The sequence below is a fragment of the Enterococcus sp. DIV0183 genome (assembly GCF_050541505.1).
Lineage (GTDB): Bacteria > Bacillota > Bacilli > Lactobacillales > Enterococcaceae > Enterococcus > Enterococcus faecalis.
In genome coordinates this window covers 2,478,528-2,492,514 of sequence record NZ_CP172932.1, presented here as the reverse complement: position 1 = coordinate 2,492,514, position 13,987 = coordinate 2,478,528, and the positions used below count along the sequence as shown (strand labels likewise).

Genomic DNA, 13,987 nt, shown 5'->3' with positions numbered 1-13,987 from the left:
AGAAAATATGTTCGCCTTCAATAATTATGAGAATTTACCAACGTTTCTGTTTTTCGAAAAAGAAAGTAGTATAATGTGTGAGCATATAAGAAATACATAAGATTATCGGATGTAGTCAATAGATAGAAAAGGATGAATAGTATGTCAAAAAAACCATCAGGTTACCAAAAAAAAGTTCTCACGGTGTTGTTGGTATCGTTTGGCTTTGGCGGGTTGTTAGCGCAGTTTTCGCCGATGAAATCAGGTGGGTTTTCAAGTTGGTTTGATGATTCATATGTCAAAGCTAGTGCTGAATCAAGTAAAACAAAAGAACCAGCACCAGTTAAAATTGAGAAAAAAGTCAAACCTTTAAGCTATGGACAACAGGTCAATCAAGAAATTGAAAAGAAGCAATATAATGGACATCTGGATTTGCCGTTAGAATTGCAGACAGATGCTAAATGGAAAGACACCGCATACGGATTTGGCAATGTGGATAAGCCGAATACAATCGAAATTAATGGCTGTGCGATTGTGTCGCTTGCAATGGTTGGTTCATACATGGATCACCAAGAAGTTACCCCTCTGGATGTGTTAGCTTGGGCAAAAAATGACTTCTTTATGGAAGGACAAGGGACGGCGTGGTCTATTTTTAGTGCATATGCTGAAATGAAAGGCTATAACTGTCAAGAAATTGGGGATATTGAAACAGTGGCAGCTTTCTTGAAGGAAGGTCATCCAGTCATTATTTCTGTAAAACCGGGCTATTTCACTACAACTGGTCACATTATGGTGATGAGTGGTGTGGATGAAAAAGGCGATTTCTGGATTAATGATCCAAACGATTCAGAAGAAAAGTGCCATTCAAAACGGACATTTACAGCCGAAGAAGTGATGAATGAAGCGTTAAACTTCTGGGCATTTTATTAGGAATAAGAAAAGGTGTGGAACAACAGGCAGTACCCTTTGTTCGCATCTTTTTTAGCAAATAAAAGGAGGCAGGACAATGGAGCGATGTACTTGGGCAACGAATACAACTGAAGAGATGCAAGCCTATCATGATGATGAATGGGGACGTCCAGTTCATGAAGAGCAACAGTTATTTGAGTTATTGACCTTGGAAAGTATGCAAGCGGGCTTAAGCTGGGCGATTATTTTGAATAAACGAGAAACGCTCAGAGCAGCTTATGATGCGTTTGATTATCGGAAAATTGCGCAATATGATGAGAAAAAAATTTTAGCTTTACTAGCAAATCCTGGTGTGATTCGTCATCGTTTAAAAATTCAAGCGACCATTACGAATGCGCAAGTTTTTCAAGAAGTTCAGGCAGAATTTGGCTCCTTTGATCGCTATCTCTGGAACTTTGTTGATCAGCAACCAATCGTTAATCACTGGCAGCACCCAGAAGAGGTTCCAGCCTCCACGGAATTATCGCAACAGATTAGTCGAGCGTTAAAAAAACGAGGATTTAAATTTTTAGGTGCCACGACAGTCTATTCCTTTTTACAGGCGGCGGGTTTGGTAAATGATCATTTAGAAACATGTCAGTATAAATAATAAAGGTCTCCTTTCAAAATTGAAGGAGACCTTTACTCTATTCTTTATACGCCCACTTGAAGTCGTATTTAGCACCTGTTGGATGATAAATAATTTCTTTCACGTTTGGTGCACGTAAGTGTGATTCTGCTTTTTGGTAAATTGGCACAACACCCATATCAGCAATTACTGTTTTTTCAGCGTTGATTAGATCTTCCCAGCGTTTTTCAGGATCGTTAACATCTGTGGTTTTGGACGCAGCAATGAATTTATCGTATTCAGGATTGCTGTAACGTCCACGGTTATTAGAAGTTGAGCTTTCTAATAAATCTAAGAAGTTAATTGGGTCTGAATAGTCGGCACTCCAACCACGAACAGCGATTTGGAAATCCCCTTTTAAGGTACGATCTAAGCGAACAGCCATAGGGACAGGCGTCACAGTTACTTTTAAGCCTTCCAAAGTATCAGACAGTGATCCTTGAAGATATTCGCCCATTTTTTTAGCGCCTTCAGAGTCGTCTACCATTAAATCAACCGTTAAGTTGGAAACACCAAGTTCTTGTTTCGCTTTATTCCAGTATTCCACAGCTTTTTTCTTGTCGTATTTGACTAATTTGTCGCTGCCGGCTTCTTTAACAAAGTCTTCACCCGTTTTTGGTGATTTCGCGACATCCACAGGAACGAAGCCTTGTGAAGGAAGAGAGCCATTGGCTAAAATGTTTTTAGCTAATGAATCGCGATCGATGGCATAAGACATAGCACGACGTAAGTTTGCGTTGGTCAATGGTGATTTTTCATCTGCTTGATTCATTTCTAAATAGAAAGAAGAAGCGGCTTTTAATTGGACCAAGTCAGGCGAGTTTTGCATTTGTTGGGCCAGTTCGCCAGATAAATACGTATCATCCACTTCACCAGTTTCATAAAGATTTAAGGCAGTTGGGGCTTCTTTCACCACGTTGATAGCGACTTTATCTAACTTGACAGTCTCTTTGTCCCAATATTCTTCATTTTTAGTTAGAGACCATTTAGTATCTGTTCCGGGACCATCAAACTCAGTTAGCGTAAACGGACCATTGTAGACTGCTTTATCGCTACTCTTTGTATAATCTTTACCAAAACGTTCAACGATATCTTGACGTTGTGGCAAGAAAGAAGGGAAAGCCAATAAATCGTCAAAATATGGTGTTGCTGTTTCTAAAGTGATTTCCAATTCATGATCATTGATTGCTTTAATGCCCAATTCTTCTTTAGGTAGTTCCCCTTTAGAAATTTTTTCAGCATTTTTTACTGGTTCAAACATGTAGGCATATTCTGAAGCAGTAGCAGGATCCACTGTTCGTTGCCAACCGTAAACGTAATCTGCAGCAGTAACTGGTTTGCCATCAGACCATTTTGATTCTTCACGTAATTTAACTTTGTAAACTAAACCGTCTTCTGAAACAGTCGCTTTTTCGGCTGCACCAGCAGGCGCGGGTTTGTTGTCTTTATCTAAACGATAGATTCCTTCGTAGACATTATTTAAAGTGGTAAAACTCACTTCATCTGTCGCAAGGGACGGATCGGCACTAGGCATTTCTTGGGATTCAACCATTGTGTATACTTGGTTGTCGCTGCCGCCGTTGCTTGCTCCTTTATCGTCACTGCCACCGCCGCAGGCCGCTAAAGCTAAGCTTGATAATACAAGTAATGAAGTAAATAAAACAGATTTCTTCATTTGACACGCTCCTTTTCATTTTTAGCAATACTCTCAGTATAATGTAAAAATGAAAAGGAGAAATTAAAAAATCGTTAGAAATGATTATTCTTTTATCAATTTTTAAAAAATGTCTAATCTTTTTTATGAAAAAAGTGGACAAACGTTGATAAGTAAAGATTTAAGCTGATTTCCATGCAGAAAACATTCGATTTTTGAGTATTTATTCATCATTGATTTGATTTTTTTGACATAAAATAAACATCCCTTTTACAAAAAACAAATGAGAAAAAAAAAAGATTGTTACAAAAGCAAATAAGTGCTTTTGTAACAATCTTTTTAATCTTTTAATCGTTGGATGTCAATGACAGTTCCTGTGTAGGCATCTGCAGTGAATTCGTATTGAACAATGCCGTCGTCTTCAATGCGGCAAATTCCTCCAGTATATGTTTTGGAGTGGATGGCGAATTTCCGCAAGGGCTTTTTCTCAAACTCAATCCACGAACCTTCAATCGGTCCTTCTTTTAAAAAAGCAGCTTTTACATTTTCTAAGACGAGATCAGCGGAGATTGTTTTTTTCTTATGGTAGAACAAGGTTGAGGCAATGCCGCCTACTAAACCAAGACCAACGCCTAGCGCTAAGCCGCCTTTAAAGTATGTCAACTCATTTTCTTCGTTCATTTGTATGACCTCCCTTGGTCGGTTTCTGCTTACTATTACTTTTGTCAGTATCACTCTTATTTTACCATAGAGAAGGGGCCGCTGAGAAATAAAAAAAGTTTTTCAATCATTCTTTTAGGACATTCTCATTGTCACGTTTAAAAAGAGAAAGCGATGTGCATTTTCTAGTATTTGCGTTATAATAAGAGTGAAATCATATGAAAGGAGTACCTATTTTTATCGACAGGATAAAGTGACTTTTTAGAGAAAAAGTGACGCTTGGTTGGCGTAATTTCCAACAAATCAAAAGCAATAGGACATACATCTATGGAAGAAAAAACATTTCAACGAATCAAGGAATTAACTGAATTACAAGGAACCAGCGGATTTGAAGACGACATTCGCGCGTACATGAAAGAACATATCACCCCATTAGTGGACGATGTCCAATATGATGGTTTAGGTGGTATTTTTGGGATTAAACGTTCAAAAGTGGAAGCAGCGCCACGCGTAATGGTAGCAGCTCACATGGACGAAGTTGGCTTCATGTTAACTCAAATTAACGATAATGGTTTATTCCAAGTGGTTCCTTTAGGTGGCTGGAATCCCTATGTTGTTTCAGCACAACGTTTTACGTTAAAAACAAGTAAAGGGAACTATCCATGTATTTCTTCATCTATTCCGCCACACTTGTTGCGTGGTACGAGTGGTCAAAAACAATTAGAAGTCTCTGATGTGTTATTTGATGCAGGATTCTCTTCAAAAGAAGAAGCTGAAAGCTTTGGTGTTCGTCCAGGGGATTCCATTGTTCCACAAACAGAAACGATTAAAACAGCCAATGGCAAAAATATTATCAGTAAATCATGGGATAACCGCTATGGTTGTACGTTGGTATTAGATGCATTGGAAACGTTACAAAATGAAGAATTAGGCCACACATTAATTGCTGGAGCAAACGTACAAGAAGAAGTTGGTTTACGTGGTTCTAAACCATCTGTTCATAAATTTAATCCAGATATCTTCTTTGCGGTGGATTGTTCAGCGGCAGATGATATTCACACGAAAAAAGGGACGTATGGTCATTTAGGTGAAGGAACGTTATTACGGATTTTCGACCCAGGTTTGATCACATTGCCTCGCTTACGTGAATATTTATTAGATACAGCAGCGACACACAATATTCCGTATCAATATTTTGTTTCTAAAGGCGGAACGGATGCTGGGGCAGCGCACACAACTAATAATGGTGTACCAAGTACAGTCATCGGCGTTTGTGGTCGTTACATCCATACGCATCAAACAATGTTTAGTATTGCGGATTATGAAGCAGCGCGGGAAATGTTGTTACAAGCATTACGTGGCTTGGATAAATCAACAGTTAATACAATTGTTTACGGAAAGTAGAGGATGTTTAAATGATTTATCCCAATTCATTAGAAGAACTAGCAACTTATGTTGAAAAAGGTAAAAATGTTTTCTTCTTTACGGCTGATTGGTGCGGAGACTGTCGTTTCATTAAACCAGTCATGCCTGAAATTGAAGAAGCATTTCCAGCGTTTCAATTTATCGAAGTCGACCGTGATCAGTTTATTGACGTGGCTGCCGAGTGGAATATTTTTGGTATTCCGAGTTTTGTCGTAATTGAAAACGGTCAAGAGTTAGGACGCTTAGTAAACAAAGACCGAAAAACAAAAGAAGAAATCAGTGCATTTTTAACTAGCTTAGGCTAATTTTCATGAACCAGAGGAACCATTAAATTAAGAGAGAATCAGCTGGACAAAAGGGCGTTCTGCGCAAGGGTCCTAAATTCATTTTTAACTCTAGATTCTTAGTCAAAGAAGCCTTTTAGATCAGCCTCCATCGGGAAGGTGACGAAAATGGAAGAACAAATGTATAAAAATATTCTTGTCGGCGTAGACGGTAGTGATCAAGCCAATTTAGCTTATGAACGTGCAATTGAGGTTGCTCGTCGAAACGGAAGCCGAGTCATTGTTGCAAATATTTTAGAAAATCAAGTGTATACAATGATGGGGTATTCGACGTTAAATGATCAATTAATTGATCAAGAAACAGCCGCTGCGGAAGAATTAATGGCCGATTGTAAAAAGTATGCTGAAAGCGTTGATTTTCATAATGTTGAAACAGTTACCATGTTTGGTTCACCCAAAGAAGTCATGAGTCATGAATTACCTGAAAAATACAATGTTGATTTAATTATGGTGGGACAATCAGGATTAAACGCAGTCGAACGTGTGGTCATGGGAAGCGTCAGTAGCTACATTATTCGTCAAGCCCCTTGCGATGTCTTAATTGTTCACTCTGAAGAAAAATAAGCAAAAAAAGTTATTGATTGAATAGAGAGTTGACCCTACGTTTCTTTTGTTTTTTCAAAGGATCAGCGGCTTGTCACTCAAAATTGAGGACTTGGAGAATAAGTCGTAGCGACATATTTTCCAAGTCTTTTAGTTTTTCGACAAAAAAGTATGCACAAGGGGTCAATTTTTGATAAGATAAGACAGGAAAACGACAGAGGAGGAACAGAAATGATTTTTGCATATAACAAAGAACACGTTGGCGATGTCTTACTTGTCATCGTTGCGGACGATCAAGGTGCGGAAAACCAAGTAAAACGTGTCGGCGATGTGGCACGTGTAAGTTTAGTTGAGGCGCCAGAAACAGTGGTAGCTTGGAATATTTTCAATGCTTCAGCGCTTCTAGGTGACATTAATGGCACCGGCCAAGTGACTTTAACAGACGAACAAATCGAAAAAGTCAATACAGCGATTAAAGATGCGGGATTTTCAGAAACCCTTGAAAAAGACGACACCCCTAAAATTGTGGTTGGCTTTGTCAAATCATGTAAAAAACACCCAGATTCAGATCATTTATCTATCACACAAACAGAAGTAGACAACGGCGAAATCTTACAAATTGTTTGTGGCGCACCGAACATCAAAGCAGGACAAAAAGTAGTTGTGGCCAAACCAGGCGCAATGATGCCTGATGGTTTAATGATTTGGCCAGGGGTTTTACGTGGGGAAGAAAGTTTTGGAATGATTTGTTCAGCAAAAGAATTACGTTTACCAAATGCACCTGCTAAAAAAGGAATCTTAGAATTGCCTTTTGATGCAGAAGTTGGTTCTGCATTTGCGGTAGGAGAATAAAAGAAAGAAACGACCTGTTGTTTGAACAACAGGTCGTTTCTTTCTTTTATTGATTGCTGCGATTATTTTGTTGTGTTAAAGCTGATTTATCAATGGTTAAATCGATGGTTGCTTTCATTTCTTTAGAACCACGATAATAAGTCACTTCCATTTTGTCGCCAACTTTTTTCTTGTAAAGCGCGCTTTGTAAATCTGTAGTAGAGCTTACGTCTTGGCCGTCAACTTTCGTGATAACATCGTATTTTTCCAATCCAGCCTTTTCAGCAGGGGTCGCTGCTTCAACGCCACGAACCACTACGCCAGTTTTTACAGAAGCTGGAATTTTTAAAATTTGTTCTTGTTGTTGTGAAGAGATACCTGTTAAATCAGACATCGTAATCCCGAGAGCTGGCCGCGTCACTTTACCATCTTTTTCTAATTGGTTGATAATGTTGACTACGTCATTACTTGGAATGGCAAAGCCCATCCCTTCAACGCTCACTTGACTAGTTGATTGCACAATTTTTACTGAGTTAATTCCAATGACTTGTCCTTCAATATTGATTAGTGGACCACCGGAGTTTCCTGGATTGATGGCAGCATCGGTTTGAATGGCATTAATATTGATGGTTTCACCAGACTCGTTTTTATTGGTAATATTTCTATTCACAGAAGAGATGATTCCTTGTGTGACAGAGTTAGCATAATCAGAACCTAGAGGGGAACCAATCGCAATAGCAGGCTCACCGACTGTGATTTTACTAGAATTCCCAAACTCAGCGACTTGATCAACTTTGTCGGAAGAAATTTTAATCACGGCTAAATCCGTGTAAGCATCGGTTCCGACTAATTCGCCTTTCACTTTGGTACCATCAGATAAAACAACTTCCAATCCTTGCGCTTTATCTACGACGTGGTTATTTGTCACGACATAAGCCGTTTTACCATCTTTCTTATAAATAACCCCGCTACCTTCACTGGCTGCTTCTAAATCGTTACCATTGTTGCCGGAAGAGTCTTGAGTACCTTCATTCCCACCGAACAATCCCCCAAAAGGATCATCTGCCGAAGAATTGTTGCTAGCACTTTGCATATTAATGACAGAAACCACAGAATTTTGAACTTTTTTCACGGCTTTTGTGACATCGCTAGAAACATTGTAACTCACATTGCTGACTTTTGTGTCGCCGTGATTAGTGGACGTCGTCGTCGCCGCATTATTTCCGCCGTTGGGTGTGGGAATAATCCCAGAATAAGCGCCTCCTAGAATAAGAGCGCCACCAAGTAAGCCGCCAGCTAAACCAATCTCAAATTTTTGCAATAAACTTTTTTTATCTGAATTAGGTGTAACATCTTTTCGTTGCATAAAATAACCTCCCAATAAGTGCATCTGAATTTTCTATATTAAGTATATCTGTTTCCTACTCCTTTAGTCTATCGAATAGCTTTGAATTTTTTATGAACAACTTAGGGAAAAATTACAGAAAAAATACGAATGAAAAAGTTATACACAGAAAAATGTGAACAAATCGGGAATAACTCTGTGTATAGTTTTTAAGAAAGTTATCCACAGAATGTGGATAATGTGGACAAATCAGTGGCGAATATGTGTTTGTATTGAAAAAGCTGTTAAATAAAGTAATTTTTTAGTTTGTTCTGTGGATAACTCTGTGTATATGTGTATAAGTATGTGGAAACGTTGTGGAAAGTAGCCAAACTTCGTGCTAAAATAAGAAAGAAGAGAAAACGAGAAAGTAGTGGAATAGGTGAAAATTAAACTAGTAACAGTCGGAAAACTGAAAGAAAAATACCTGATTCAAGGCATTAATGAATATCTGAAACGTTTAAATAGCTATGCCAAGATGGAAATCATTGAAGTACCAGATGAAAAAGCCCCAGAAAAACTCAGTGACGCTGAAATGCTTCAAGTCAAAGAAAAAGAAGGCCAACGTATTTTGGGGAAAATTAATGACAACGAATACGTCTTTGTTTTAGCCATTAATGGCAAACAATTATCTAGTGAAGAATTTTCAAAAGAAATTGAACAATTAGGGATTAGTGGCAAAAGTAATCTAACCTTTGTCATTGGTGGCTCCTTAGGTCTCAGTGATTCAGTCCTTCAGCGAAGTAACCAACAAATTTCTTTTGGCCGCTTAACTTATCCACATCAGTTAATGCGTTTGGTATTAGTTGAACAAATTTATCGCGGTTTTCGGATTATGAAAGGGGAACCGTATCATAAATAGGAAGTAGGCTGGTTGCTCAGTAAGTTCTATGAATCAAGTCATTGCTTGAAAAACATATGAAGTAAAATATCTTTAGTCTGTTTGTTTGATAGAAAATAAAAAAATTCAATCAAACTGGATTGAGAGAAACGTTACCGTTCAAACAATAAATAAAAATGAGAGGAATGGCAAAAAACAATGGTCATTCCTCTCGTTTTTTTTAAAATTGTCCGATTGTTGTGCCTCAGAAACAGGTTCAGCACCCATGATTATTATTTTAAAATGAGAAAAAATTAAGGGATTATCATAAAAATCAATATTTTTAACGAGAAAAGTTGAATAAGCTCTTGAATGAAGAAAACGCTATTGACAGTAACCAAAAATTACCTTAAAGCGAAAGCGTAAATATGTATAATATTTCATGTGACTAGGGAAAACTAGGCATGAAAAGTCTGTCTGAAGTAATTACTTTAGGTTGTCTTTTCATGCCTAATTTTTATATAGAATACTTAGTAGAGGAGGAAGTTGATTAAATTATCAGAAAAAAGTGTTTGGAAAAGTCGGATTGGTTGCTTAAAAATAGAAAGATATGGGGAAAAATATGATTAAAAAAATAATAGTCGTTGTTGCTTTCATGCTTACAGGCTTCTCGCTAACTGCGATGAGTGCCTCTGCAGAAGAAATAACTGATTTATTTTTACAAAAAGAAGTGACATATTCTGGTGTGGAAGGAGGAAAAATTGGAGAGAATTGGAAATACCCTCAATTTGTTGGCGAAAAAGCTGTTGATGGCGATGAAACAACACGCTGGTCCGCTGATAAGCAAGATGAACAATGGTTAATTGTTGATTTGGGTGAAGTAAAAAACATTGGCGAACTCGTTTTACAGTTGCATGCAGAAAGTCCTGTGTATGAAATCTTAGTTTCAACAGATGGTGAAAGCTATCAATCTATCTTTAAAGAAGAGAATGGGCAAGGTGGCCAACCTACTAAAAAATATATTGATGGCAATAATGTACAAGCACGTTTTGTAAAATATCAGCAGATGAAAATGTGGCAACACACAAATAAGCAATTTTACAGTTCAAGTATTATTTCGTTTGAAGCATATGAAAAAAAACGACTGCCAGAAGCGATTAAACTTTTAACAGAGAACCTGACTATTAGTGAAAAAAGAAAGCAACAGCTAGCCTTTGAAGTGTCACCAGCTGGAGTAGATATTACAGAAGATCAGATTGAGTGGTCAAGTAGTGATCCTACTATTGTGACGGTTGACCAAACGGGTAATTTAACAGCAGTTAAGAGTGGTGAAGCGAAGGTAACAGTCAAAATTAAAGGAACAGAAATTAGTGATACAATTCCTGTGACTGTTGTAGCAGAAAATAAACAATATGCGGAAATGCGAGCAAAATGGAAAATGCGATTGTTGGGTACTACGCAGTATGATAACGATGCAGATGTGCAACAGTATCGTGCCCAGATTGCTACGGAGAGTTTAGCATTGTGGCAAACGCTTAATCAAGCAGCAGATCGTGGGTATCTGTGGGAACGAAAACCATCGGATACAGTGTCTGCTGATTACACGACTCAATTTACCAATATTAAAAAATTAGCGTTAGGCTACTATGAACCATCAAGTGAGCTTTTTGAAAAATCGGAAGTTTATGATGCGATTGTTAAAGGCATTGAATTTATGATTGATACAAAAAAATACAATGGAACGTATTACACAGGTAACTGGTGGGATTGGCAAATTGGTTCCGCGCAGCCGCTAACAGATACATTGATTTTATTACATGATGACCTATTGAATACAGATGCAGAAAAATTAAATAAATTTACTGCTCCGCTGATGCTGTATGCAAAAGATCCAAACATACAATGGCCAATTTATCGTGCAACAGGGGCTAACTTAACAGATATTTCAATCACCGTTTTAGGTACTGGACTTTTGTTAGAAGATAATCAACGCCTAGTACAAGTACAAGAAGCTGTTCCGTCCGTTTTAAAAAGTGTTTCCTCTGGTGATGGCTTATATCCTGATGGTTCCTTGATTCAACATGGTTATTTTCCGTACAACGGCAGTTACGGGAATGAGTTGCTAAAAGGGTTTGGACGAATTCAGACTATTTTACAAGGTTCCGACTGGGAGATGAATGACCCTAACATTAGTAATTTATTTAATGTTGTTGATAAAGGTTACTTACAATTGATGGTAAATGGAAAAATGCCATCGATGGTTTCTGGTAGAAGTATTTCCAGAGCGCCAGAAACGAATCCTTTTACTACAGAGTTTGAATCGGGTAAAGAAACAATAGCTAATTTAACCTTAATTGCAAAATTTGCACCAGAAAATTTAAGAAATGACATTTATACATCTATCCAAACATGGCTTCAACAAAGTGGGTCATACTATCATTTCTTTAAAAAACCAAGAGATTTTGAAGCGTTAATTGACTTGAAAAATATGGTGAATAGTGCGTCACCTGCCCAAGCGACACCAATGCAATCTTTAAATGTATATGGTTCGATGGATCGAGTCCTACAGAAAAATAACGAATATGCGGTGGGTATCAGTATGTATTCACAACGTGTCGGAAACTATGAATTTGGGAATACGGAAAATAAAAAAGGCTGGCATACAGCAGACGGCATGCTTTATTTATACAATCAAGACTTTGCTCAGTTTGATGAAGGATATTGGGCAACGGTTGATCCATATCGATTACCAGGAACGACAGTTGATACAAGAGAATTGGCAAATGGTGCTTATACAGGGAAACGCAGTCCCCAGTCATGGGTAGGTGGCTCAAATAATGGACAGGTTGCCTCTATAGGAATGTTTTTAGATAAAAGTAATGAAGGAATGAACTTAGTTGCTAAAAAATCTTGGTTCTTATTAGATGGTCAAATCATTAATTTGGGAAGTGGCATTACTGGTACGACAGATGCTTCGATTGAAACAATCCTCGATAATCGGATGATTCATCCACAGGAAGTGAAGCTTAACCAAGGTTCAGACAAAGATAATTCTTGGATTAGTTTAAGCGCAGCGAATCCATTGAATAACATTGGCTATGTTTTTCCTAATTCAATGAATACGCTTGATGTTCAAATAGAAGAACGCTCTGGTCGCTACGGAGATATTAACGAATACTTTGTTAATGATAAAACCTATACAAATACATTTGCTAAAATTAGTAAAAATTATGGCAAGACTGTTGAAAATGGTACTTACGAATATTTAACAGTGGTTGGGAAAACGAATGAAGAAATCGCAGCTCTTTCTAAAAACAAAGGCTATACTGTTCTAGAAAATACAGCAAACTTACAAGCCATTGAAGCAGGTAATTATGTCATGATGAATACATGGAATAATGACCAAGAAATTGCAGGACTGTATGCGTATGATCCAATGTCGGTTATTTCAGAAAAAATTGATAACGGTGTTTATCGCTTAACTCTTGCGAATCCTTTACAAAATAATGCATCCGTTTCTATTGAATTTGATAAGGGCATTCTTGAAGTAGTCGCAGCGGACCCAGAAATTTCTGTTGACCAAAATATTATCACTTTAAATAGTGCGGGGTTAAATGGCAGCTCGCGTTCAATCACTGTTAAAACAACTCCTGAAGTAACGAAAGAAGCGTTAGAAAAATTAATTCAGGAACAAAAAGAACACCAAGAAAAAGACTACACCGCAAGTAGCTGGAAAGCCTACAGCGAAGCATTGAAACAAGCGCAAACTGTGGCAGATCAAGCAACAGCAACACAAGCAGAAGTAGACCAAGCAGAAGCAGAGCTACGCTCGGCAGTGAAGCAATTGGCAAAAGTACCAACCAAAGAAGTAGATAAAACCAACTTGTTGAAAATCATCAAAGAAAACGAGAAACACCAAGAAAAAGACTACACCGCAAGCAGTTGGAAAGTCTACAGTGAAGCATTGAAGCAAGCACAAACTGTGGCAGATCAAACAACAGCGACACAAGCAGAAGTAGACCAAGCAGAAGCAGAGCTACGTTCGGCGGTGAAGCAATTGGCAAAAGTGCCAACTAAAGAAGTAGATAAAACCAACTTGTTGAAAATCATCAAAGAAAACGAGAAACACCAAGAAAAAGACTACACCGCAAGCAGTTGGAAAGTCTACAGTGAAGCATTGAAACAAGCACAAACTGTGGCAGATCAAACAACAGCGACACAAGCAGAAGTAGACCAAGCAGAAGCAGAGCTACGCTCGGCAGTGAAGCAATTGGTAAAAGTGCCAACTAAAGAAGTAGATAAAACCAACTTGTTGAAAATCATCAAAGAAAACGAGAAACACCAAGAAAAAGACTACACCGCAAGTAGCTGGAAAGTCTACAGTGAAGCATTGAAACAAGCACAAACTGTGGCAGATCAAACAACAGCGACACAAGCAGAAGTAGACCAAGCAGAAGCAGAGCTACGTTCGGCGGTGAAGCAATTAACATTGAAAAATAGTGGGGAAAATAAAAAGGAGCAAAAAAATGGGGGGAATAATGGACACTTAAATACTAGTACAGGAGTTGATCAAACTGGTACGAAACAAGTTAAGCCATCAAGCCAAGGTGGTTTCAGAAAAGCTAGCCAATTTTTACCGAGCACAGGAGAAAAGAAATCGATCTCGCTTGTGATTATTGGTCTTCTAGTTATCGCCAGTGGGTGTCTTTTAGTTTTTCGTAAAAGTAAATCGAAGAAGTAAAAAATTACGGATTCACTAAAAACATAATAA

Annotated in this window: 11 protein-coding genes; 8 read left to right on the top strand and 3 right to left on the bottom strand. The window is 38.0% G+C overall.

Annotated features, from left to right (window positions below):
• Positions 1–132 precede the first annotated feature (132 nt).
• Both IGK72_RS12065 and IGK72_RS12060 read left to right on the top strand, forming a co-directional pair.
• The gene (locus tag IGK72_RS12065; protein ID WP_165548668.1) at positions 133–909 is read left to right on the top strand and encodes a peptidase C39 family protein; all 777 of its coding nucleotides are present in this window, start codon (positions 133–135) and stop codon (positions 907–909) included.
• A 76-nt stretch (positions 910–985) separates the two neighbouring features.
• Positions 986–1,537 carry a DNA-3-methyladenine glycosylase I gene (locus tag IGK72_RS12060; protein WP_002370077.1) on the top strand — a complete coding sequence of 184 codons (552 nt, stop codon included), beginning with the start codon at positions 986–988 and terminating at the stop codon, positions 1,535–1,537.
• Between the two features lie 37 nt (positions 1,538–1,574).
• On the opposite strand, the gene IGK72_RS12055 is transcribed toward IGK72_RS12060, so the two are convergent.
• Together IGK72_RS12055 and IGK72_RS12050 are read right to left on the bottom strand one after the other, a co-directional pair.
• The gene (locus IGK72_RS12055) at positions 1,575–3,230 is read right to left on the bottom strand and encodes a peptide ABC transporter substrate-binding protein (protein ID WP_002355011.1); all 1,656 of its coding nucleotides are present in this window, start codon (positions 3,228–3,230) and stop codon (positions 1,575–1,577) included.
• A gap of 318 nt (positions 3,231–3,548) precedes the next feature.
• Entirely contained in the window at positions 3,549–3,890 is a 342-nt protein-coding gene (locus IGK72_RS12050) for a PepSY domain-containing protein (RefSeq protein ID WP_002355012.1), read from the bottom strand.
• 306 nt (positions 3,891–4,196) lie between these two features.
• Here IGK72_RS12050 and pepA point away from each other — a divergent pair, with 306 nt between their 5' ends.
• The 4 genes from pepA to ytpR all read left to right on the top strand — a co-directional run bounded on the left by pepA (position 4,197) and on the right by ytpR (position 7,033).
• The gene (gene pepA, locus IGK72_RS12045; RefSeq protein WP_002355013.1) at positions 4,197–5,273 is read left to right on the top strand and encodes a glutamyl aminopeptidase; all 1,077 of its coding nucleotides are present in this window, start codon (positions 4,197–4,199) and stop codon (positions 5,271–5,273) included.
• An 11-nt stretch (positions 5,274–5,284) separates the two neighbouring features.
• Positions 5,285–5,599: a thioredoxin family protein gene (locus IGK72_RS12040; RefSeq protein ID WP_002355015.1), complete on the top strand. Its 315-nt coding sequence runs from the start codon at positions 5,285–5,287 to the stop codon at positions 5,597–5,599.
• A gap of 147 nt (positions 5,600–5,746) precedes the next feature.
• A complete protein-coding gene (locus tag IGK72_RS12035; RefSeq protein WP_002385249.1) occupies positions 5,747–6,202 on the top strand; it encodes a universal stress protein in 456 nt (151 codons plus the stop codon).
• A 210-nt stretch (positions 6,203–6,412) separates the two neighbouring features.
• Positions 6,413–7,033, top strand: a complete 621-nt coding sequence (gene ytpR / locus IGK72_RS12030) for a YtpR family tRNA-binding protein (protein ID WP_002361057.1) — start codon at positions 6,413–6,415, stop codon at positions 7,031–7,033.
• A 46-nt stretch (positions 7,034–7,079) separates the two neighbouring features.
• Here the strand turns inward: ytpR and IGK72_RS12025 are convergent, their stop codons facing one another.
• Complete coding sequence (locus IGK72_RS12025; protein WP_070416083.1) at positions 7,080–8,378, bottom strand: S1C family serine protease; 1,299 nt, start codon at positions 8,376–8,378, stop codon at positions 7,080–7,082.
• 400 nt (positions 8,379–8,778) lie between these two features.
• On the opposite strand from IGK72_RS12025, the gene rlmH reads away from it, so the two are divergent.
• Both rlmH and IGK72_RS12015 read left to right on the top strand, forming a co-directional pair.
• Positions 8,779–9,258 carry a 23S rRNA (pseudouridine(1915)-N(3))-methyltransferase RlmH gene (gene rlmH / locus IGK72_RS12020; protein WP_002355021.1) on the top strand — a complete coding sequence of 160 codons (480 nt, stop codon included), beginning with the start codon at positions 8,779–8,781 and terminating at the stop codon, positions 9,256–9,258.
• Positions 9,259–9,838: 580 nt separating this feature from the next.
• Entirely contained in the window at positions 9,839–13,957 is a 4,119-nt protein-coding gene (locus IGK72_RS12015) for an EF3023 family LPXTG-anchored polysaccharide lyase (RefSeq protein WP_080480259.1), read from the top strand.
• The last annotated feature ends 30 nt before the right edge of the window (positions 13,958–13,987 follow it).

Coding starts and splice junctions, on each gene's coding strand:
- ytpR (WP_002361057.1), top strand. CDS start 6,413: ATGATTTTTGCATATAACAAAGAACACGTTGGCGATGTCTTACTTGTC.
- IGK72_RS12035 (WP_002385249.1), top strand. CDS start 5,747: ATGGAAGAACAAATGTATAAAAATATTCTTGTCGGCGTAGACGGTAGT.
- IGK72_RS12055 (WP_002355011.1), bottom strand. CDS start 3,230: ATGAAGAAATCTGTTTTATTTACTTCATTACTTGTATTATCAAGCTTA.
- IGK72_RS12025 (WP_070416083.1), bottom strand. CDS start 8,378: ATGCAACGAAAAGATGTTACACCTAATTCAGATAAAAAAAGTTTATTG.
- IGK72_RS12040 (WP_002355015.1), top strand. CDS start 5,285: ATGATTTATCCCAATTCATTAGAAGAACTAGCAACTTATGTTGAAAAA.
- IGK72_RS12060 (WP_002370077.1), top strand. CDS start 986: ATGGAGCGATGTACTTGGGCAACGAATACAACTGAAGAGATGCAAGCC.
- IGK72_RS12050 (WP_002355012.1), bottom strand. CDS start 3,890: ATGAACGAAGAAAATGAGTTGACATACTTTAAAGGCGGCTTAGCGCTA.
- pepA (WP_002355013.1), top strand. CDS start 4,197: ATGGAAGAAAAAACATTTCAACGAATCAAGGAATTAACTGAATTACAA.
- IGK72_RS12065 (WP_165548668.1), top strand. CDS start 133: ATGAATAGTATGTCAAAAAAACCATCAGGTTACCAAAAAAAAGTTCTC.
- IGK72_RS12015 (WP_080480259.1), top strand. CDS start 9,839: ATGATTAAAAAAATAATAGTCGTTGTTGCTTTCATGCTTACAGGCTTC.